Genomic DNA, 20,789 nt, shown 5'->3' with positions numbered 1-20,789 from the left:
ATACTTGTGATTATAAATCATACGATTCTGTTTGTAAAGTACGATTCATGTTCTATCCTACTTGACTCTTTTTCTCTAATGCTTGTAAAAATAATTCTCGTTCTGTTTCTTTTTGAAGGTATATAGGCTTTAGCACTTCTTGTAGCATTCTATTTTGCTCCCGTTTTTCCAATTGTAATTCTTTCACTTTTCTTCTTACTTCATATAGAAACTCGAGATATGTTTCATAGATCTCACCGTATTTATGCGCAATTTCATCGCGAATTTTCTTCGCAAGCTTCGGACTTGCTCCTCCTGTAGAAACAGCTATATTAAGCTTGCCACGATGAATGGTAGATGGAAAATGAACGTTTCCCTTTTCTGGATTTGTAATCACATTTACCAATTGATTTGTCCCAGCATCCTTTTCAATTCTTTCATTTAAGAACGGATCGCTAGTGGCTGCCACTACTAAAAAAGCCCCTTCTAAATCGCCATTTTCATACTCTTTTTGATACCAGCGGATTTTTTTCGATTCGACAAGTTTCACTAAGCTTGCATCTAATTTAGGACTCACAACAATAATATTTGCTCCTTGGTTTAATAGCGGTATAATTTTAAATCCAGCAACCTTCCCGCCCCCAATAACAACAACGCGCTTATTTTCAATTCGAACTGTAAGTGGATACATATTGATCGCTCCTTAATAGCCGTTCTGTCTTTTGAATTAGCATATTTCGAACTGTAGGATTCTTTCCTAAGTACGGACTTATATGTATATCCGCATTTTGATATTTACTTACTTCTTGTTCAATATGTTTCATTAACAGTCCTGTAAATAATAAATAAGGCAAAACGACGATATGCTTTTCTTTTCTTTCTATTATTTCTTGTAATTTATCTTCAAATCTTGGCTCTGTTGCAGCTAAATAGCATACTTCCACCGTTTTCACATTCTTCTGCTGCTGAAATAAAAACGCAATCTCCCTCATATTCTCTACTATTTCTGGCTCACTACTTCCCCTTGCTACTAGTAAAAGCGTTGCTTCTTCCTGATATTCTTCCAAACCACTTTCTTTATAAGCGGCTAAAATAAGCGAATCAGATACTCCAAATGCATCACCATATACAATTTCAAGATTCTCATATTTATTTTTTATTTTTTGTAATTCATATGGAATATCTTTTTTTACATGTCCTGCTGCTAATAGAAAAACTGGTATGACAATAATTTTTGTTGCTCCTCTTTTTATACAAGCAGCAATTCCCTCTTCAATGGATGGACTTGCCAACTCTAAAAAGCAAACTTCTTGAACAGACGCATGAATGTGACTCATACAAGAAGTAACGAACTGTATCGCCTCTTCTTTCGCAGCTTTTAATCTACTTCCATGACATATATACAGCACTGCTTTCATTTTACAATACTCCGCTTACTGAATATGCTACTTCTGTTTGCTGTTCAAACCAGTGAATCTTTTCCCTAAAACGAACGACTTCTCCAATGACAATCATACTCGGATTTTGAATATTTTCAATTTCCGCGATAGAAACGATTGTCCCTAACGTTCCTACAACCGTACGCTGTGACGAAGTAGTCCCCCATTCAATAATAGCAGCCGGTGTCTCTGCTTCTTTCCCATATTGCAAAAGTTTCTCACATATATACGGAAGATTACTAACTCCCATATATACCGCTAATGTATCGACACCTTCTGCTAAATTTCTCCATTTTATTTCTTCCTCTGTCCCTTCTTTGCGATGACCTGTTACAACAGCAAAACTGGCACTTACTTCTCTATGCGTAACAGGAATACCTGCATACGCAGAAGCTGCTATTCCTGCTGTAATGCCAGGAACAATTTCAAAAGGAATACCATGTTTTGCTAACACTTCTGCTTCCTCACCACCTCGGCCAAATACAAACGGATCCCCTCCTTTTAGCCTTGTTACAACCTTTCCTTTTTTCGCATATTTCACTAAAAACGTATGGATTGTTTCTTGCTTCATCGTATGATAGTTTGGTAATTTCCCACAATAAATTAGGTCTGCATCTGGTTTTGCATAAGAAAGTAATTCTTTATTCACAAGCCGGTCATATAAAATGACATCCGCTTGTTCAATGCACTTTACTCCCTTAATTGAAATTAATTCTGGATCTCCTGGTCCCGCACCCACAATATATACTTTGCCCATCCTCTCTCCTCATTTCTCCTAGTTAAAGTGAAACTTCCATTCTATGAATGGAAGTTTCCATTATTGTTTATTTCGTACTACAAAGTCTCTTGTTCATCAATCACAAACGCTGCACCTTTTCGAATCTTCTTTTTTTCATATAGAGAAATTTCTTTCACTTCTGGCAAAGGTAAGAAATATTTTTCTAATTCGACTTCAACAAGTCGAAATGCTTGTTCTTCACTTTGCGCAACGACAACTACAGGCACAACACCATTTACTAAAACAGCTTCAAAACGATATAAATCCATACGTTAGCCCCCCTATGATGCAATTCCTTCTTCTATAATGGTATTGAATGCCTCTTGTAAATTTTCAATCCCTACACGACCTACAAACTCATAGAATGTTTCAGCTGGCAATTTATGCTCTTTAAAATAAGTTAAAAATGCCACCAGTACATTTGAAAGATCTTCTCCATCAATTTTCCCTTTTAATTTTTGATTATAGGCACCACCTTCAAGCAACGTTCCACCTACATATATTTCAAAGGCTTCAACAATCCCTTTTTCTTTCGTTTTAAGCTTTACACCTTGTAATCCAATATCTGCAATTTGCCGTTGCCCGCATGAATTCGGACAGCCTACCATATGGATTCGAACAGGAACATCTAATGCAAGTTGCGTATCTAAATAATCTGCAATTTGCCGTAACCTTTCTTTCGTTTCCACTAATGCTAGATTACAATATTCAATTCCCGTACATGATACAGCATAACCGATGAAAGATTTTGGACTTGCTGATATGGATTCAAACAATGGTTCTTTTAATAGACTTTCTACATTTTCTTCTGGTACATTTGGAATAATGAAGTTTTGTGAATTACATGTACGAATTTCTCCATTTCCATACTGCTTAGCAATTCTTGCAATTTCAAAGAACTCCTCCGAATGTAACCGCCCAACAGGCACATTAAAGCCTACATATGATAGATTTTCCTGCTTTTGTTTATGCACACCATAAAAATAACCGGCATTCCATCCTTTTAGAGCACTCTCTCCCTTTTCATATAAAGGGCCTGTATATTCTAGTAATGTTTCTTTAAATTTTTCCGGCCCCCAATCTGCTACTAAAAATTTCAAACGAGCCAAATGGCGTTTTTCACGATATCCAAAATCCCGAAAAATAGTCGCAATAGCAATCGCTACGTCCTTCACCTGCTGAGGGCGAATAAAGAGATCGAGTTCTTGTGCTAAATAAGGACGCGCTGATAATCCACCACCAACTCGCACATGAAACCCTTCGACTATATTTCCATCTATTTCTTTCCGCGCTGGTACAAAAGCTGCACAATTAATTTCAGCATTTGCTGCATTATATACATTAGCACTAATAGATATTTTAAATTTCCGTGGTAAATTCGAAAAATCCTCATTATGTTGAAAGAACTCGTATATGTCTTTTACAATTGGCGCTGTATCAAAGAGCTCATCACGATCAATACCAGCAAGCGGATTTCCGATAATATTTCTTGTAATATCTCCGCACGCTCCTGCTGTTGATAATCCTACGCTTTCTAAACGCTTAAAAATATCCGGTATTTGTTCAATTTGTAACCAATGAAATTGAATTGCCTGTCTTGTCGTAATATCGAGAACATCACGGCCATAGTCTTCTGCAATAGAAGCTAATACTTCCACTTGTTCATTCGTTAAAATACCAGAAGGGATATTAACACGCATCATAAAGTACCCTGCCTCTTTTGGACGTTGCAAGTATAACCCCGCCCATTTAAAGGAATCCCATTCTTCTTTCGGAATAGATGCGAAGCCGTTTTCAGCATAATACGGAATCTCTTTAAAAATCTCCAAACCATCTTTCTCTAGTTTCTTTTTCTCTGTCCTATTTAATTTCTCATTGCTTGCCCATACTTTTTCATAACTCATAATCTATCCCCCTATATGAAGCTACGTTCTTGTAAATAATGAATGATTTGTTCCGCACACTCTTCAATGGAATAACGGTTTGTTTCCACAGTTAATTCCGCTTTTTCCGGTTCTTCGTATGGAGAATCAATGCCCGTAAACAGCTTAATCTCCCCTTGTCTCGCTTTCTCATATAACCCTTTCGGATCTCGTTTCTCACACTCTTCGATTGGACATTTCACAAACACTTCGATAAATTCATCTTTCTCAAAAATAGCTCGCACTTGCTGGCGATCTGCTCGAAAAGGTGAGATAAAAGCTGTAAGCACAATCGTTCCTTGGTCAACAAATAATTTTGAAACCTCACCAATACGGCGAATATTTTCTGCGCGATCTCTTTCAGAAAAACTTAAATCTTTATTCAAACCGTACCGAATATTATCCCCATCCAATACATAATTCCCTATGTTTCTATCAAATAATTTTCTAGCAACTGCATTTGCTACCGTTGACTTTCCTGAAGCTGATAGCCCCGTAAACCAAATGACAAAACTATGGTGCCCATTCCTCTTTCTTCTCTCCTCTTTCGAAACAGAAGCTGTATGCCACGTAATATTTGTGTCCATGCTATTCTCTCCTTATTCTGTTACCGTGCTTTTTGTAAACCACGAATTAATACTTCAATGACTTCCTTCCGGCTAAACGTACTTGGCGGAACGTCACCATCCCTTAGCATTTCTCTTACTTTCGTCCCCGATAAAATGACATGATCTTCTTTTCCATGCGGACATGTTTTTGTTGAAGCCATCGCCTCGCATTTCTTGCAGTAAAAGCTATGTTCAAAAAAGAGTGGCGTAATTCCTAGCTCTTCTACTGTGAAAAGTTTAAAAATCTCCTGCGCTTCGTACGTACCATAATAATTTCCTACTCCAGCATGATCGCGTCCTACAATGAAATGCGTACATCCAAAGTTTCGCCTAACTAATGCATGAAATATTGCCTCCCTCGGTCCTGCATAACGCATTGCGGCAGGAAACACTCCTAAGAAAACACGATCGTTTGGATAATAATGTTTCAAAAGCACTTCATAACTTTCCATTCTTACATCCGCTGGAATATCATCTGATTTCGTTTCTCCAACAAGCGGATTCAAAAACAAACCATCTACAATTTCAAGTGCTGATTTTTGAATATACTCATGCGCTCGATGAACTGGATTTCTCGTTTGAAAACCGACGACTGTTTTCCAACCTCGCTTTTCAAAGATTTCACGCGTTTCACTTGGATCTAGATAATAAGAAGCAAACTTCTTATGCTCAACCCGCTTTACAATTGTAATTGCGCCTCCTACATACACATTTGCACGTTCATATAATTTTTTCACTCCTGGATGAGCATCTTCAGTCGTTTTATATACAAATAATGCCTCTTTTTCCTTATTTGGCGTGAAAATATCTTCTATTTGAATGACCCCATATGTGACGCCATCTTTTACGAGCAGAGCTTCTTCTCCTACCTGTAATTGTTCTGCTTTTTCTTCTGTTACTGGAAGTGTAATTGGAATACTCCATATACTTCCATCTGTTAATCGCATGGTTTCTACAACAGATTGATACTCTTCTTCTCCTAGAAAACCGATAAGCGGACTATATCCTCCTGTTGCAAGCAGTTCCAAGTCACTTAAAGCGATGCTGTCTAGTTCAATTTCTTGTACAATATTTGCTGTATCATATGTTTCATCAATACGATTTACTAAAAAATTTGTTGCAGTCATGTTTCTATACTCCTTCTTTTCTCTATTTCAGATCACTAAAAACTTCATTGGTCATGAAGTCCACATTCCGTTTTCACCGATCCAGCCCACCGGCCATCCCTTGAACTTCCATATTTGCCTACAGGTAATGTACATTTCTCACAACCTATACTTGGATAACCAACGTCATGTAATGGGTTGTATGGCAAATTATGTTTATACACATAACGCCACACTTCTTTCCATGTCCAATGAATAAGCGGACAAATTTTAATCGATTGAAAGCGATGATCTTGATTTATAAATTTTGTATGCTTCCTCGTCTCAGATTGTTCCCTTCTTAATCCTGAAATCCATGCATTTTTATTCGCTAACAATTCTTCAAGAGGTAAAATTTTCCGAAGCTTACAACAAAGATTAGGATTATGTTCCCATAAATCTTTTCCATACTTATCCTCTTGTTCTTCGAGCGTCAGTCCGGGTTGTTTCTCAATAATATTCAACTTTGGAAATCGTTGACGCACTCGCTCAATTAGCGCATACGTTTCGCAAAAATGAACATTTGTATCTAAAAAGACAACTTGAGCAAATGGATTTACTTCATTGATAAGATGTAAAAGAACCATCCCTTCTACCCCAAAGCTGCACGCATATACAATTTCATCATTATATTGTTTATACGCCCACTCTAATACAGCTAACGCCCCTTTCGTTTCATCTCTCTCAGAAAAAGACATACTGTCTTCTTCCCACGTTTCATATGTCAACATGTTTTTCCCCCTATAAAAAGCAAAAAGACGGTTTTAATCCAATAAAATAGATTAAAACCGCCTCTAGTTTTTCTAGTCAGCGCTTTTATTTCAAGCGTACCTTTTCACTTTTTTCTAATTGAATCACTTTTCCATCTTGCACAACAATTGTAACAGAACCATATTTCATATCAGCAAGCATCGCTTGAATCTTTTCAGCTACTTCATCAAAATGTCCACGCACTCCCACGAACAGTCCCCCTTTTTATTCATAAAAAAATCTTTTCCATTTCGAAAAGACTGTTCGGTAATATATGTTACCTTATCTTTCAAAATGGATGCCATTTTGCTGGACTTAGCACCTTGCTACTGCTATGAGCAGGTTGCTGAGCTTCATAGGGCCAGTTCCCTCCGCTTCTCTTGATAAGCTTTGTAATTCGTATTGTATCATAATTCTGATTTTTTTCAATCCTAGTTTTCCGATATATTTTATATTTTTTTATTTAAAAAAGGAATTGTTCCCTTTTGAACAACTCCTTTTTATTTTAAACGAGCTCTTTTATACGTATGCGATCGTTCCCAATTATATTTTCATACGACTCGCGCTCCACTACCACTTGAGATGTTCCATCTTTCGCAAATACAACGGCTGGCCTACGAATCCGATTATAATTATTTGCCATAGAATACCCGTATGCACCTGTACAAGACACCGCTAATAGATCTGAAGAGACTACTTGCGGAAGATAAACATCCCATATTAACATATCTCCGCTCTCACAACATTTCCCTGCAATTGAGACAACTTCTTCGTTTGCTACATTTGCACGGTTTGCAAGCATCGCTTCATAGCGTGCACCATATAATGCAGGCCTTAAATTATCTGTCATTCCCCCATCGACTGAAACATATTTACGAATACCAGGAATATTTTTTATTGCGCCTACTGTATAAATTGTTGTTCCTGCATCACCAACAATACTGCGACCAGGTTCAATCCATATTTCCGGAAGTGGATACTCACATGCTGTAAATCGCTCTCTTACCGCATCTGTTACAGCTTGCACATACGCCTCAAGAGTAAGTGGTGTATCCGATTCCGTATAACGAATACCAAATCCCCCCCCTACATTCAGCACCGAAATTGTATAACCTGTTTTTGTTTTTACTCCTTCTAAAAAATGATGTAATACTTCAATCGCACGAATAAAACCTGCTGTTTCAAAAATTTGCGAACCAATATGCGAATGTATACCTAACACATTATAATTTGTTTTTTCTAATGCACGTTCCATAGCGTGCAGTGCTTGCCCGTTTGAAACACCAAAACCAAATTTCGAATCATCTTGGCCTGTTGTAATATATTCATGTGTATGCGCCTCTACACCAGGTGTGACACGAATCAATATATTCACCATTTTTTTATACTGCTCCGCTAAATCATGTAATACTTCTAATTCAAAAAAGTTATCTACTACAAAACATCCAATATTTGCTTCTAGCGCCATTCTCATTTCTTCTTCTGTTTTATTATTCCCATGAAAATGAATGCGTGATGCTGGAAATCCTGCTTGTAAAGCGGTATATAACTCCCCGCCCGAAACAACATCTAAAGACATATTTTCCTCTAATGCTACTCGGCACATCTCCATGCACAAGAACGCTTTACTTGCATATGCTACTTGATAAGAGAACCCGCTTTTTTGAAAAGCATGGTGAAACGCACGACAATTTTCCCTAATTGCAGTTTCATCATATACATAAAGCGGTGTCCCATATCGTTTCGCCAACTGCGTTGTATCGCACCCTCCAATTTCTAAGTGTCCTTGTTCATTAATCCGGCTCGTGCCGTGTAAATACATGTAAATTCCTCCCTTATTTTCTCTAAAACTCATAACCCCAATCTTCTATTCATTGTCACGCTTTTAGATAAAGTAAAACTTTAATCAGTAGGAGTTCTTCCTCCCCTACTGATTGTGAGCCCTCACCAATCCCCCTTATTCTTCTCGAAATCTTAAGGCGGGGGAGAATTATGCAGGATAAAGAAAAAACGCGCGGAACAATGTTCACACGCGTTTCTTATTAGAAATTATACATATTGAAAAAATAAACAAGTTGTTATCTTCTCAAATAAGAAACCGCATCAACATCTCCAAATAGCTCTCCATAAAAATAAATCTTATGACAGTACTACATTTATTCAACATAGTCCCAATATATGAATAATGTGGTTATTCTTATATTTCGGCGACAGTCCCTTTCAGACTATAATCAACGATTCCACTCAATCTCCTATAGTTTACTCTTTCCTATCGCGGCCTCTACCTTTGAGAATAGATGAGGTAAGTCTATTTATTTGTCAAACATCTTATGTTGCTATTAACAATACCAAAGAGATAATTTATTTGTCAAACTATTTTTTACAATTTATTTTTGTATGATCTGATAAACGCTTTACCTCCACCTTTGTTACGTTCCACTCCCCTTCTTCATTATTAAAAGTGACGTTAACTTTCTCAAAAGGAGGCACTTTTTCTCCCCCTGTGCCTGGTTCATATTTCGTTACTTCAATGACTGCTTGAAATACATATGTACCGCTATAAAGTTTTTTTAAGCTAACGATTTTCGGGCAATCATACGGCTTTAATTTTCCATAATGCTTTTCCATTGCAGCGTTTATTTGTGGAAACAATACTGAGTAAAGAGCATCTTCCAGCAAAGGAGCATCGTATTGAGCCGCAGCTGATCTAGGAAAAGAACATACAATGCAGATACTACATAGTACGAAATAAATTATTTTTTTCATGATATCCTCCCATTCTCATGCAATGTTTGATTCCGTTCTTTGCATGATTGTCATTTCATTTTATTATCTCCCACTTCTCTTGTTCTAATCGATTCTCACAAAAAGCATCCACAATTCTTTTCTCTTCTCGTATAATGGTACACATAGTACAATAATCATAACCATATAAGGCTGTTCGTATATATAAAGTGAAGCTTCTACTTAGCAAAGTACAATTACAAGAACTGTCATAAACATAGGAAAGGAGTATACTATATGCTGCAACACTTGTTTCCAAAATTACGATTTGCGCTTGTCGCAGTCGTTTTATTATGGATAAAAACATATATTGTGTACAAGCTAGCTTTCGATATTAAAATTGATAATTTCTTTGAAGAAATCATGCTCTTGTTCAACCCGCTAGCTTCTTTACTATTATTCTTTGGGTTTGCACTGCTTGCATCGAAATATCGAAATCGACTTATTATTGGAATCAGCTTTATTTTTTCCTTTATTTTATTTGGGAATGCAATGTTTTACGGGTTTTATAATGATTTTGTTACATTTCCTGTTTTATTCCAAACGAATAATATGGCTGATTTAGGAACAAGTATTAAAGAACTCTTTACGTATAAAACATTACTTTTATTTGCAGATGTAATCATCTTAATGTTTCTTTCACGTAAGTTTCCGAAGTTTTGCAATACAACACCGTTATCAAAAACAGAAAAGAGAACCTTTTTCGGTAGTATTACAGCTTTATTAGCATTACAGCTCATTGTATCTATCATTTATAAACCACAGTTGTTCTCAAGATCTTTTGATCGACAAACAGTCGTTAAAAATTTAGGATTATACACATATCATGTATTTGATATTACACTTCAATCGAAAAATTCTGCCGAGCGTGTATTTGCGAGCGGAGATGGCTTTTCTGAAATTAAAAACTATGTAGACACAAAAGATGCAGGATTTGATAAAGAATTGTTCGGTATCGCAAAAGGAAAAAATGTCATTTTAATTTCCATGGAGTCTACGCAAAATTTTGTTATTAACAAAAAAATTAACGGGAAAGAAATTACTCCGTTTTTAAATCGTTTCATCACAGATAGTTACTATTTTGATAACTTTTATCATCAAACTGGACAAGGTAAAACATCGGATGCAGAATTTATCGTTGAGAATTCACTTTATCCATTAGATCGTGGTTCTGTCTTCTTTACTCATGCGACAAATGAGTATACAGCAACTCCAGAACAACTAAAAAAATATGGTTATTATTCTGCTGTCTTCCATTCAAATGATAAAACATTTTGGAATCGTGACATCATGTATCCAGCGCTTGGATACGATCGTTATTTTCATTTAAATGATTATGTAGGAACGGAACAAATGTCTGTCGGTTGGGGATTAAAAGATAAGGAATTCTTTGAACAATCTATTTCAAAGTTAAAATCTTTACCGCAGCCTTTTTATACGAAATTTATTACTCTTACAAATCATTTTCCGTTTCTTTTAAATCCAGAAGACCAATATATTAGTGAATATCATTCTGAAAGCGGTGTTCTCAATCGTTATTTCCCAACCGTTCGTTATACGGATGAAGCTATTAAACTATTTATTAATCGTTTAAAAGAAGAAGGACTATATGATAATTCTATTATTGTCATTTATGGAGATCATTATGGCATTTCAGAAAATCATAATGCAGCAATGGCTCATTTCCTTGGAAGGGATGCTATCACACCTTTTGATTCTATGCAATTGCAACGTGTCCCACTCATTATTCATATACCAGGCCAAAAAGGAAAAGTAATTTCTAAAGTTTCAGGTCAGATTGATTTAAAACCAACTTTACTACATTTACTTGGTATAAAAACAAAGAAATCAATCGAATTTGGTACCGATTTATTTCTAAACAACACAAATCCACTTATGATTATGCGGGACGGTAGTTTTGTAACAAATGACTACATTTATACAAAAAATATATGCTACAAAAAAAGCACTGGTGAACCGACTGATCTCTCATTTTGTCAGCCATATCTTGAAAAAGCAAAAACAGAATTAAATTACTCAGATAAGATCATTTATGGTGACTTACTACGCTTTGATTCTAATAATCAATATAAAACAGGAACTATGACGACACAATTTGAATAACTTTGGAAAAGTGCTTAGTTTTGCCCATGCTAAAACAAAAACGGCATGGGCTTTTCTGTTTCATTGCTGGAACGGATGAAACAGTCATATATATATAGAAAATTCCCTCTTTTTAACAACATCATTTTATAATATAATGTTTCATATATTTTGTTGTAAAACCTTTCACAATTTGAGAATTTTTTTCGTATGAGAAAGAAATTTATGGTATGATAAAATGAGTAAACTTTCATACACTAATTAAGAATTTATAACAGAAAGCAAGGGATCATATTTTGTATAGGGCAGCAATTCCAAACTTATTTACGCTCGGAAATTTATATAGTGGATTTTTGTCAATCGGCTATGCATCTTTAGGTTATTATAAATCAGCTGCTATTTTAGTACTCATCGGGATGATGCTAGATAGTCTTGATGGTCGAATTGCTCGTTTATTACGTGTCGATTCACAACTCGGAAAAGAACTTGATTCATTAGCAGATGTTGTGACATTTGGGGCTGCACCTGCTGTTTTAATGTACTATACATCTTTTTCAAATTATGGGATTATCGGACTATACATAGCTGGGCTATTTCCTCTTTTCGGAGCATATCGTTTAGCTCGATTTAACGTGACACCATCATCTACCTCTATGAAGTATTTCACTGGTGTTCCAATTACTGCTGCGGGAGGACTTGTTGCTTTCTTAACATTGTTCTCGCATACCATTCCTAAAATTGTTCTTATTACAGTATTTGTAACGTTTGCATTTTTAATGGTGAGCCGCATTCGTATCCCAAGTCTTAAAGATGTACCAATTCCGCGCTATAGTATCATTATTACATTATTTTTAATTGGTATTATTTATACAATGTATAAAACAAGCTTTGGTAATATTTCTGTTTTTCTATTTATTGCCATCCCTCTTTATATTTTGTATATGTTATCCCAATTTATTCGACAGAGACCGTCTCATAAAAAAAAAGCTAACAAAACAAAATAAGAGAAGTCTTCCTCATTGAGGAAGACTTCTCTTATTTTGTTACCAATATTTTTGAATTTACAGGTGTTAGTGCTTCTTCTCCTTTTAATACAGCTAAAATATTTCGCACTGTCATTTCCGCCATAGCGTCTCTTGTTTCAAATGTTGCATTTCCAACATGAGGAGTAAGAACAACGTTTTTTAGTCCTTTTAATTGCTCTGTAATTTTCGGTTCAAATTCAAATACATCAAGAGCTGCTCCTTCAATCTCATTTCTTTCTAATGCATGAACAAGCGCTAACTCATTTATAATTGGACCTCGAGCTGCATTAATAAGATACGCCGTTTTTTTCATCATTTTAAATTGTTCTTCATCTATCATGTGGTGCAAACTTTTGTTATACGAACAGTTAATTGTAATAAAGTCTGCTGTTTGTAATAATTGTTCTAGCGATACATATGTAGCATCTAATTCTCGCTCAGCTTCTTGTTTTCGATTTGGTCCTGTATAAAGCACATTCATGCCAAATGCTTTTGCGCGTTTCGCAACCGCTTTTCCAATTTCTCCAAGACCGATAATTCCAATTGTTTTCCCATATACTTCTCTTCCGAGAAAGAATAGTGGAGCCCAGCCATTAAATCCTGTTGTACGGCATAACGTATCACCTTCTGGAATTCTTCTTGCTGCTGCTAGTAAAAGTGCAAATGTTAATTCTGCTGTCGCTTCTGTAGACACTTTCGGCGTGTTCGTAACAAGAATCCCCTTTTCCGCTGCATATTCATAAGCGATATTGTCGTATCCAGCACCGTAGTTTGCTACAATTTTTAAATTCGGCGCTGCATCAATGACCTCTTTTGTCACTTTCGTAGACAACAAACTTAATAAAGCATCTTTATCTTGGACACGCTTTGTTAATTCCTGGGCAGAGATTAATTCTTCTCCATCATACATTTCTACATCATGTTCTTTTAATAATTGTAATCCGATTTCTGGAACTTTACCTGCTACTAATATTTTTGCCAAAATAAGCACCTCTTCTATTTCAAAAATGAACACTTCTTCATTTATTGTAAAAAATATATATGAAAAAAGCCAAGAAATTTGATTATCGTTTAGAACATCGACACTTTTTCAAAGAAAAGAGGAGACGAATCGTTCTCCTCTTTTTTTACTGTGCTTCATTTGATTGTTTCTGAAGTTTCGCATCGATTGTTCCTTCAGCTACCGTATCGCTAATTTGTTCTTGAATAACAGAATCAACTTCTTCATTTGTTTGAGAAGTATAGCTTTCATTCATACCTTTTATCTTTTGATTTTGTTGTTTTGGCATAAAAAACCCTCCTTTTCATTCTTTTATAGTGTGAACAAAAAGAGAGGTTTTCATCACAAAATCATTTTTTATTCAAGCTGTTTTACTGCTCTTCGATTCACTTCATCACTCTTACTCGCTTCTGAAATGTCGCCATCCCCGCACCGTCCTAAATCATTTGGATAGTGTGCACCTGATGAAATTGCGATCGTCACTTGTTGCTACATTAAAATTTATAAAGTGAAACTTTAATCAGTGGGGGCTTTCTTCATCCCCCCACTGATTATGAGCCCTAAAATAGCGAGATAAATAAAGGGGAGAGGTGATAATCAACTGTCATGTATTTCCCTTCCTCCCTACAATGTATCAATCTCTTTCCGCTCTTCTGTCTTTGATATCTTCCCTGTTCTTTCTCTCACTTCTTTTTCAATTTCTTCTAATGAAATATTTTTTGCTACTAATAAAACGAAACAGTGATACAATACATCCACCATCTCTTTAACAATCTCTTCTTTATTATCGTTTTTCGCAGCAATGACAACTTCCGTACATTCCTCTCCTATTTTCTTTAAAATTTTGTCTGCTCCTTTTGTTAATAAATAATTTGTATATGAACCCTGCAGCGGGCTTTGTTTTCGATTTTCAATCGTTTCAAATAATGATTTTAGTACTTTCTCCATGTTCAAATCTCCCTAGATTATTTTATGATGAAAACATGTTTTTTCACCTGTATGGCAGGCCACTCCTACTTGATTCACTGTTATCACAATAGCATCTTGATCACAATCTAAATAAAGTGATTTCACATGTTGTACATGGCCCGATGTTGCTCCTTTATTCCAAAGTGTTTGCCGCGAACGGGAATAAAACCATGTTTTTTTTGTTTTTAACGTCTTTTCATATGCCTCTTCATTCATATAAGCTAGCATTAAAACTTCTTTTGTCTCCTCATTTATAACAATAGCAGGTAATAATCCTTTAGAAAAATTAGGTCTCATATTCTCACCTCAATACCTGCATATTGTAATTTTTGTTTTACTTCCTGTACTGTGCATTCTCCATAATGAAAAATGGATGCTGCTAGCGCTGCATTTACAGATGTATGCGCAAATACTTCAACAATATGATTAGCACTTCCACATCCACCTGAAGCAATAACAGGTATGGAGACATTTGCAGAAATGATGTCTGTTAAACGAAGATTATACCCATCTTTCGTTCCATCGGCATCCATGCTTGTTAATAAAATTTCCCCTGCCCCAAGTTCAGCCACTTGTTTCGCCCAATGAACCGCATCAATTCCTGTATCCGTTCTTCCACCGTTTACATATACGTGCCATTTGTCTTCTTCTACTTTTCTTGCATCAATTGCGACGACAATACATTGGGAACCAAAGTGCTCTGCTCCTTCTTGAATGAATAATGGATTTTTCACAGCGGCTGAATTCAGTGAAACTTTATCAGCACCTGCTCTTAACAATGTATATATATCTTTAACTGTAGAAATACCGCCTCCAACTGTTAATGGAATAAACACTTTCGAAGCTGTTTTTTCAACAACATCCACAATTGTTTTTCTCTCTTCATATGTGGCTGTAATATCTAAAAAAACAATTTCATCTGCACCCGCTTGATTATACAAAGCAGCTATTTCAACAGGGTCTCCTATATCTTGTAATCCGATAAAATTGACTCCCTTCACAACGCGGCCCGCTTTCACATCTAAGCAGGGAATAATTCGCTTTGCTAACATGACTTTGTCACCCGCAATACTTCTTGTAGATCCATTGTTTTTTCGTACAGCGCTTTTCCAATAATCACACCGTACATATTCATTGCCTGTAATTGTTCTACATCTTGCAATGAAGAAATGCCGCCTGAAGCGATAATACGAAGCGATACTTCTTCTTGTAACAATTGCAGTTGCGCAAAATTGGGGCCCATAAGCGTTCCATCTTTCGAAATATCAGTAAAAATAATTGTTTGTACGCCTACTGCTTCCATTTGTTTCGCGAGTTCAATGTAAGAAATTTCCGACATATCAAGCCATCCTCTTGTCGCCACATAGCCATTTTTGGCATCAATTCCAACAATAATCTTCTCTCCATATAGACGAATTACTTCTTCTAAAAATGAGCGATTATGCAAAGCAGCTGTTCCTAAAATCACTTTTTCTACCCCTATTGATAGCAACATTTCAACAGCTGAAAGCGATCGAATCCCCCCGCCAGCTTGCACCGAAATCCGAACAGCTTTACATATATCTTCAATGGTAGATAAGTTTGCTGATTTTCCCAAGACTGCACCATCTAAGTCAACAATATGTAGCCTGTTCGCTCCCATTTTTTCAAATATCATCGCTTGTGCAACTGGATGTTCATTCACAACTGTTTCTTTGTTGAACTCTCCTTGATAAAGCCGAACACATCGTCCTTCTTTTAAATCGATAGCTGGGAGGATTTCCATTGTTTCACCACTCCTTTGAAATTTGCAAGCATTTGTATTCCGATTTCCCCACTCTTTTCAGGATGAAATTGCGCTCCAAATATATTTCCTTTTGCAACAAGCCCTGGAACAGAAATTCCATATTCACTCGTACCACAAATCATATCATTTGGACATTCAGCATAATAAGAATGAACATAATACACAAACGAACCATCTGCTACTCTATTCCAAATTGGCATTTCTTTCGTTTTTGTTAACCGATTCCATCCCATATGCGGAATTTTATACGGAACTTGTAGCTTACGAACTACCCCTGGTAACAAACCTAGACCATTGGAACTTTTCATTTCTTCACTCTTTTCAAACAGTAACTGCATTCCTAAACAAATGCCAAGAAGCGGTTTTCCTGTCTTTCCGCATTCTTGTAATACAGTTACTAGTTTTTTTGCCTCTAAAGCTTCCATTGCTTTCGGAAACGCACCTACACCCGGTAAAATAACACCATCGCTTTTTACAATTTCTCGTTGACGATCCGTCACAAGATGTTCCACTCCAATAGATGTTAATGCTTGTTCTATACTCCGAATATTTCCCATGCCATAGTCTATAATTGCAATCAATCACAACATTCCTTTCGTAGAATTGATTCCGACAATCTTTTCATTTTTATCTACAGCTTCTCGAAGCGCACGTCCAAATGCTTTAAATAAAGCTTCTATTTTGTGATGTGTATTGTTTCCATATAAAATGCGTGCATGTAATGTTATATGAGCTGCGTGGGCAACTGCTCGGAAAAATTCCTCTGTAAGTTCTGTATCAAAATCTCCTAACTTTGGATTTACTAGTTCTCCTTGAAATACAAGATAAGACCTACCGCTTATATCAATTGCAACAAACCCTAATGCCTCATCCATCGGCACATATGCTGCACCATAACGGTTCATTCCCTCTTTATTTTGCAAAACTTCTCTCAAGCAATTCCCAAGTACAATACCAACATCTTCCACAGTGTGATGTGCATCAACAAACATATCGCCTACTGCTTCAATTTGCAGTCCAAATCTTCCATGTTTTGCAAACAACGTTAACATATGATCAAAAAATCCAACACCAGTTCGAATAGAAATATTTTCACTTTCATCCAACTGTAAATGCAGTTTAATTTTCGTTTCTGTTGTTCGTCTCTCTTGGCTTGCCCGGCGCATCATTTCTCCTCCTCAAATCGAATTTGAATAGCTCTTGTATGTGCATGCAATCCTTCTTTATTAGCAAGACTGATAATATGATGCTGTACATCTTTTAATGCCGCTTTCGTATAAGAAATAAAACTAGATTTTTTAATAAAATCATCTACTGATAACGGTGAAAAAAAGCGTGCTGTTCCACTCGTTGGCAACACATGATTCGGTCCTGCGAAATAATCTCCAAGCGGCTCTGGGGCATAGGGGCCAAGAAAAATAGAACCCGCATGCCGAATATATGGTAAAGCATTCATCGGTTCTTTTATATGTAACTCTAAATGTTCTGGGGCTATTTCATTTGACAGTTGAAAAGCTTCTGTCAACGAAGAAACAATAAGGATTGCTCCATTTCTCTCTATCGCTTCACGAGCAATTTCACTTCTTGGCAACATTGGCAGTTGCACGTTTACCTCTCTTTCTATTTCTGACGCTAATATTGCGCTTGTTGTAATACAAATCGCAGTTGCTCTCGTATCATGCTCTGCTTGAGATAATAAATCTGCTGCAATAAACGATGCTTTCCCCGTTTCATCAGCAATTACTACAATTTCGGAAGGGCCGGCAATCATATCAATATCGACTATTCCGTATACCTCTTTCTTTGCTAAAGCCACATATATATTTCCTGGTCCAACTATTTTATCAACTTTTGGAATCGATTCCGTTCCATATGCTAAAGCAGCAATTGCTTGCGCACCGCCCACCGTATAGATTTCATCTACACCTGCAATTTGTGCGGCAACTAAAATGTAGGGGTCTACTCCCTTTCTCCCTGGTGGTGTTACCATAACAACCTTTTGAACACCTGCAATTTTAGCCGGCAATGTATTCATAAGTACCGAGGAAGGATATGAAGCTGTTCCGCCTGGTACATATACACCGACTATTTCTAATGGTCTGATGAGTTGACCCTGAATAATTCCCTTCGCCTCATAATCACATATCGATTGCCTTTTTTGCTTTTCATGATAGGATATGATATTTTTCTTTGCCTCTTGTAAAGCCTCTATAAATTCAGATGAAACAGATTTCTGTGCATTCTCTATTTCTTCTTTTGATACACGAAACTGTGTTAATTGGATATCATCAAATAATTTTGTATATGAAAATAGTGCTGTATCTCTTTTCTCTCTTACTTTTTGAACGATTTCCTTCACACGTATTTGCATCGTTTCTTCCATTATATAGGTGTGCTCTCTTAACAACTTTATTTTCGATAATCCTTCTATAAAGTTCTTACAAATCATATGACCCCTCCTTTATTTTTTAGAAACGATACACTCTATTTTATTTATAATGTTGAATATTTCGTCTTTTTTCATTTTTAAAGCAGCTTTATTTACAATCATTCGCGCTGATATTGGATACATCTCTTCCAATACAATTAAGCCATTTTCTTGCAACGTTTTCCCTGTTTCTACAATATCTACAATTGCATCTACTAAACCAAGAAGCGGAGCAATTTCTACAGAGCCTTCAATTTTAATGATCTCTACATCTTCGCCTTTATCACAAAAATATCTTGAAGTAATAGACGGGTATTTCGTCGCAATTCTCTTTTTTCTATACTTTTTCGGGTCATATGCAGGAATAGATGCAATACACAATTTGCAACATCCGACCTGTAAATCTATCATTTCATATACATCTTTCTCATACTCCATTAAAATATCTTTTCCTACAATCCCTATATCTGCAACTCCATGTTCTACATAGGTTGCAACATCAACCGCCTTCACTAAAATAAATGAAACATTTGAATTGTTACTTTTGAAAGTAAGCTTCCTTCCCTTATCCATCATCTCTGAACAATCCATACCGATTTGTTCAAATAGTGGTATAACATGCTTTTCAAGCCTTCCTTTTGTTAATGCAATTTGAACGTTACGCATGTAGTTTCTCCCTCCTTCTTCCTAAGCCATTTATCTTTCCAAGCATATTCCACTAGTGATGTTTCTGTCACTTCAATAACTGTTTGAATGCTCTTCTTTCTAGCAAAGTGAAAAGTATCTTGTAAACTTTCAAATAAAGAAACTTCCACTTTCCAACCATCTTTTTTTTAGTAAATACCATAGTTTTTCTGCTTCTGCTAATTGCCCCAAAGTATAATGGATCATCATATCTAATTGTTTTTGCTTTACAGATTCTTGTTGTTCCTGCAAAATTTTCACAATTTGATTAACTTGCATAGCGAGGCCAACTGCTGACATCGATTCACCAAAATGTTCAATTAAGTCATCATACCTTCCGCCACTAACAATTTCTTCTCCCACTTCACATACATATCCTTTAAAAATAACACCTGTATAATAGTGTAAATGTTGAATCATTCCTAAATCGATTGATATATAGGATTCATATCCTAATTTTTTAATCATTTCATAAATTGCTTTTACACGTGCAATTGCATCTTTCATTTCCTTATTAGAAGCATGTTTTTCCGCTTCCTCAAGTACTTCAAGCTTACCAAATAGCCTTGGTAATCTTTCAAGTAACTGCACTGTTTCATCACTGCGATCTAAATTTTTCTCTTTGATAAAACGCGAGAGTGCTACGTAATTTTTACTTTCAATATATGTGCGCAGTACTCTTTCATCTTCTTCATGAAATGACAGCTTTTTCACGATACATTTATAGAGATGAACCTGCCCGAGTTCAATTGTAAAAGAATGTACCCCCACCGCTTTCAGCGCTTGAATTGCACTAACAACACATTCAATTTCAGCTCGTACATTATCAATCCCAATAATTTCAATTCCAGTTTGAATCATTTCATTATATTTACCAGAGAGTGATTTATGTGCTCGAAATATGTTTCCACTATACGTGACTTTCATTGGAGAATCTCCGCCCTGCATTCCAATTACTCTTGCTAACGGAATGGTCATATCTGGTCGCAACACAATAATACGCCCCTGCTCATCAAAAAATTTATACATTTTCTCCTCATCAATCGGACGGTTTTGAACAGAAAATACATCATAAAATTCAATTGTAGGTGTTCGAATTTCGTCATATCCTCTTTCTAAAAACATTCGTCTTAACTTTTGTTCTGTTTCTTCAATTAATGTGCATTCTTCAAATAAATAATCTCTCGTTCCATTTGGTTTTGTACGTCTCCACTTCGTCATGTAAACTCCCCCTTTCTTTTTATGTATATGCTCACCATAACAATCACAAACAAAAGAAAAAGAGCCTTTGTAGAAAAAATACCTACAAGGCTCTTTTTATAGAGTGTAGGTACAACAGGAATAACCCTTGTACCTACACGTTTTTCACGCTAGGAGCAAGGGTTTTAT

At 36.1% G+C, this 20,789-nt stretch carries 24 protein-coding genes, 1 pseudogene and 2 riboswitches; of the genes and pseudogenes, 2 read left to right on the top strand and 23 right to left on the bottom strand.

The annotated features are described in order from the left end of the window. Positions 1-52: 52 nt before the first annotated feature. From MR059_RS00680 to MR059_RS00630, 11 genes are all read right to left on the bottom strand, one after another. Complete coding sequence (locus MR059_RS00680; protein WP_011984228.1) at positions 53-670, bottom strand: NAD(P)-binding protein; 618 nt, start codon at positions 668-670, stop codon at positions 53-55. Beyond that, the gene (locus MR059_RS00675; protein ID WP_011984227.1) at positions 645-1,397 is read right to left on the bottom strand and encodes a sirohydrochlorin chelatase; all 753 of its coding nucleotides are present in this window, start codon (positions 1,395-1,397) and stop codon (positions 645-647) included. Before MR059_RS00675 ends, MR059_RS00680 begins: the two co-directional genes overlap by 26 nt. A 1-nt stretch (position 1,398) precedes the next feature. Further along, the gene (gene cobA / locus MR059_RS00670) at positions 1,399-2,175 is read right to left on the bottom strand and encodes a uroporphyrinogen-III C-methyltransferase (RefSeq protein ID WP_011984226.1); all 777 of its coding nucleotides are present in this window, start codon (positions 2,173-2,175) and stop codon (positions 1,399-1,401) included. A gap of 77 nt (positions 2,176-2,252) precedes the next feature. Beyond that, entirely contained in the window at positions 2,253-2,465 is a 213-nt protein-coding gene (locus MR059_RS00665) for a DUF3906 family protein (RefSeq protein ID WP_011984225.1), read from the bottom strand. 12 nt (positions 2,466-2,477) lie between these two features. Next, positions 2,478-4,100 (bottom strand): nitrite/sulfite reductase, encoded by a 1,623-nt coding sequence (locus MR059_RS00660; protein WP_011984224.1) that lies wholly within the window; start codon positions 4,098-4,100, stop codon positions 2,478-2,480. Between the two features lie 11 nt (positions 4,101-4,111). Continuing rightward, the gene (gene cysC / locus MR059_RS00655; protein WP_011984223.1) at positions 4,112-4,705 is read right to left on the bottom strand and encodes an adenylyl-sulfate kinase; all 594 of its coding nucleotides are present in this window, start codon (positions 4,703-4,705) and stop codon (positions 4,112-4,114) included. Positions 4,706-4,725: 20 nt separating this feature from the next. Further along, complete coding sequence (gene sat, locus MR059_RS00650) at positions 4,726-5,853, bottom strand: sulfate adenylyltransferase (RefSeq protein WP_011984222.1); 1,128 nt, start codon at positions 5,851-5,853, stop codon at positions 4,726-4,728. A 44-nt stretch (positions 5,854-5,897) separates the two neighbouring features. Then, positions 5,898-6,602 carry a phosphoadenylyl-sulfate reductase gene (locus tag MR059_RS00645; protein WP_011984221.1) on the bottom strand — a complete coding sequence of 235 codons (705 nt, stop codon included), beginning with the start codon at positions 6,600-6,602 and terminating at the stop codon, positions 5,898-5,900. Between the two features lie 85 nt (positions 6,603-6,687). Next, complete coding sequence (locus MR059_RS00640; protein WP_011984220.1) at positions 6,688-6,831, bottom strand: YezD family protein; 144 nt, start codon at positions 6,829-6,831, stop codon at positions 6,688-6,690. A 69-nt stretch (positions 6,832-6,900) separates the two neighbouring features. Beyond that, positions 6,901-7,011, bottom strand: a riboswitch (SAM riboswitch). Positions 7,012-7,126: 115 nt separating this feature from the next. After that, a complete protein-coding gene (gene lysA / locus MR059_RS00635; protein ID WP_011984219.1) occupies positions 7,127-8,443 on the bottom strand; it encodes a diaminopimelate decarboxylase in 1,317 nt (438 codons plus the stop codon). A gap of 287 nt (positions 8,444-8,730) precedes the next feature. Then, positions 8,731-8,913: riboswitch (Lysine riboswitch) on the bottom strand. An 81-nt stretch (positions 8,914-8,994) separates the two neighbouring features. After that, a complete protein-coding gene (locus tag MR059_RS00630) occupies positions 8,995-9,387 on the bottom strand; it encodes a DUF3888 domain-containing protein (protein ID WP_011984218.1) in 393 nt (130 codons plus the stop codon). A gap of 255 nt (positions 9,388-9,642) precedes the next feature. Between MR059_RS00630 and MR059_RS00625 the strand changes: the two genes are divergently transcribed. Both MR059_RS00625 and pssA read left to right on the top strand, forming a co-directional pair. After that, the gene (locus tag MR059_RS00625; RefSeq protein WP_011984217.1) at positions 9,643-11,529 is read left to right on the top strand and encodes an LTA synthase family protein; all 1,887 of its coding nucleotides are present in this window, start codon (positions 9,643-9,645) and stop codon (positions 11,527-11,529) included. Positions 11,530-11,804: 275 nt separating this feature from the next. After that, positions 11,805-12,512 carry a CDP-diacylglycerol--serine O-phosphatidyltransferase gene (pssA, locus tag MR059_RS00620; protein ID WP_011984216.1) on the top strand — a complete coding sequence of 236 codons (708 nt, stop codon included), beginning with the start codon at positions 11,805-11,807 and terminating at the stop codon, positions 12,510-12,512. 31 nt (positions 12,513-12,543) lie between these two features. Here pssA and MR059_RS00615 read toward each other — a convergent pair whose 3' ends face one another. From MR059_RS00615 to hisZ, 12 genes and pseudogenes are all read right to left on the bottom strand, one after another. Next, positions 12,544-13,515 (bottom strand): NAD(P)-dependent oxidoreductase, encoded by a 972-nt coding sequence (locus tag MR059_RS00615; RefSeq protein WP_011984215.1) that lies wholly within the window; start codon positions 13,513-13,515, stop codon positions 12,544-12,546. A 145-nt stretch (positions 13,516-13,660) separates the two neighbouring features. After that, positions 13,661-13,822, bottom strand: a complete 162-nt coding sequence (locus tag MR059_RS00610) for a DUF4025 domain-containing protein (protein WP_011984214.1) — start codon at positions 13,820-13,822, stop codon at positions 13,661-13,663. Positions 13,823-13,890: 68 nt separating this feature from the next. Then, entirely contained in the window at positions 13,891-14,016 is a 126-nt protein-coding gene (locus tag MR059_RS21755; RefSeq protein WP_255815432.1) for a hypothetical protein, read from the bottom strand. Between the two features lie 141 nt (positions 14,017-14,157). Then, positions 14,158-14,481 carry a phosphoribosyl-ATP diphosphatase gene (gene hisE, locus MR059_RS00605; protein WP_011984213.1) on the bottom strand — a complete coding sequence of 108 codons (324 nt, stop codon included), beginning with the start codon at positions 14,479-14,481 and terminating at the stop codon, positions 14,158-14,160. 12 nt (positions 14,482-14,493) lie between these two features. After that, positions 14,494-14,799, bottom strand: coding sequence for a phosphoribosyl-AMP cyclohydrolase (gene hisI, locus MR059_RS00600; RefSeq protein ID WP_011984212.1), 306 nt, complete (start codon positions 14,797-14,799; stop codon positions 14,494-14,496). Beyond that, positions 14,796-15,554, bottom strand: a complete 759-nt coding sequence (gene hisF / locus MR059_RS00595; protein WP_011984211.1) for an imidazole glycerol phosphate synthase subunit HisF — start codon at positions 15,552-15,554, stop codon at positions 14,796-14,798. The genes hisI and hisF overlap by 4 nt, the downstream gene beginning before the upstream one ends. Then, complete coding sequence (hisA, locus tag MR059_RS00590) at positions 15,548-16,267, bottom strand: 1-(5-phosphoribosyl)-5-[(5-phosphoribosylamino)methylideneamino]imidazole-4-carboxamide isomerase (protein WP_011984210.1); 720 nt, start codon at positions 16,265-16,267, stop codon at positions 15,548-15,550. The genes hisF and hisA overlap by 7 nt, the downstream gene beginning before the upstream one ends. Next, positions 16,240-16,869, bottom strand: coding sequence for an imidazole glycerol phosphate synthase subunit HisH (gene hisH, locus MR059_RS00585; protein ID WP_011984209.1), 630 nt, complete (start codon positions 16,867-16,869; stop codon positions 16,240-16,242). Before hisH ends, hisA begins: the two co-directional genes overlap by 28 nt. Further along, positions 16,870-17,454, bottom strand: coding sequence for an imidazoleglycerol-phosphate dehydratase HisB (gene hisB, locus MR059_RS00580; RefSeq protein WP_041809565.1), 585 nt, complete (start codon positions 17,452-17,454; stop codon positions 16,870-16,872). Continuing rightward, a complete protein-coding gene (gene hisD / locus MR059_RS00575) occupies positions 17,454-18,737 on the bottom strand; it encodes a histidinol dehydrogenase (RefSeq protein WP_011984207.1) in 1,284 nt (427 codons plus the stop codon). The genes hisB and hisD overlap by 1 nt, the downstream gene beginning before the upstream one ends. Positions 18,738-18,749: 12 nt before the next feature. Further along, positions 18,750-19,382, bottom strand: coding sequence for an ATP phosphoribosyltransferase (gene hisG / locus MR059_RS00570; protein WP_011984206.1), 633 nt, complete (start codon positions 19,380-19,382; stop codon positions 18,750-18,752). After that, a pseudogene (hisZ, locus tag MR059_RS00565) lies at positions 19,358-20,621 on the bottom strand (ATP phosphoribosyltransferase regulatory subunit). Before hisZ ends, hisG begins: the two are co-directional and overlap by 25 nt. Between the last annotated feature and the right edge of the window lie 168 nt (positions 20,622-20,789).

Source organism: Bacillus cereus group sp. BfR-BA-01522 (assembly GCF_022662635.1).
GTDB classification, from domain to species: Bacteria; Bacillota; Bacilli; order Bacillales; family Bacillaceae_G; genus Bacillus_A; species Bacillus_A cytotoxicus.
Note: the sequence above shows the minus strand (reverse complement) of the source record. Positions and strands in the feature narration are given on the sequence as shown.

Coding starts and splice junctions, on each gene's coding strand:
- hisG (WP_011984206.1), bottom strand. CDS start 19,382: ATGCGTAACGTTCAAATTGCATTAACAAAAGGAAGGCTTGAAAAGCAT.
- lysA (WP_011984219.1), bottom strand. CDS start 8,443: ATGTATTTACACGGCACGAGCCGGATTAATGAACAAGGACACTTAGAA.
- hisI (WP_011984212.1), bottom strand. CDS start 14,799: ATGAGACCTAATTTTTCTAAAGGATTATTACCTGCTATTGTTATAAAT.
- MR059_RS00625 (WP_011984217.1), top strand. CDS start 9,643: ATGCTGCAACACTTGTTTCCAAAATTACGATTTGCGCTTGTCGCAGTC.
- cobA (WP_011984226.1), bottom strand. CDS start 2,175: ATGGGCAAAGTATATATTGTGGGTGCGGGACCAGGAGATCCAGAATTA.
- sat (WP_011984222.1), bottom strand. CDS start 5,853: ATGACTGCAACAAATTTTTTAGTAAATCGTATTGATGAAACATATGAT.
- MR059_RS00610 (WP_011984214.1), bottom strand. CDS start 13,822: ATGCCAAAACAACAAAATCAAAAGATAAAAGGTATGAATGAAAGCTAT.
- MR059_RS00680 (WP_011984228.1), bottom strand. CDS start 670: ATGTATCCACTTACAGTTCGAATTGAAAATAAGCGCGTTGTTGTTATT.
- hisB (WP_041809565.1), bottom strand. CDS start 17,454: ATGCGCCGGGCAAGCCAAGAGAGACGAACAACAGAAACGAAAATTAAA.
- MR059_RS00665 (WP_011984225.1), bottom strand. CDS start 2,465: ATGGATTTATATCGTTTTGAAGCTGTTTTAGTAAATGGTGTTGTGCCT.
- hisF (WP_011984211.1), bottom strand. CDS start 15,554: ATGTTAGCAAAGCGAATTATTCCCTGCTTAGATGTGAAAGCGGGCCGC.
- hisA (WP_011984210.1), bottom strand. CDS start 16,267: ATGGAAATCCTCCCAGCTATCGATTTAAAAGAAGGACGATGTGTTCGG.
- cysC (WP_011984223.1), bottom strand. CDS start 4,705: ATGGACACAAATATTACGTGGCATACAGCTTCTGTTTCGAAAGAGGAG.
- hisE (WP_011984213.1), bottom strand. CDS start 14,481: ATGGAGAAAGTACTAAAATCATTATTTGAAACGATTGAAAATCGAAAA.
- MR059_RS00645 (WP_011984221.1), bottom strand. CDS start 6,602: ATGTTGACATATGAAACGTGGGAAGAAGACAGTATGTCTTTTTCTGAG.
- MR059_RS00660 (WP_011984224.1), bottom strand. CDS start 4,100: ATGAGTTATGAAAAAGTATGGGCAAGCAATGAGAAATTAAATAGGACA.
- hisD (WP_011984207.1), bottom strand. CDS start 18,737: ATGATTTGTAAGAACTTTATAGAAGGATTATCGAAAATAAAGTTGTTA.
- MR059_RS00630 (WP_011984218.1), bottom strand. CDS start 9,387: ATGAAAAAAATAATTTATTTCGTACTATGTAGTATCTGCATTGTATGT.
- MR059_RS00675 (WP_011984227.1), bottom strand. CDS start 1,397: ATGAAAGCAGTGCTGTATATATGTCATGGAAGTAGATTAAAAGCTGCG.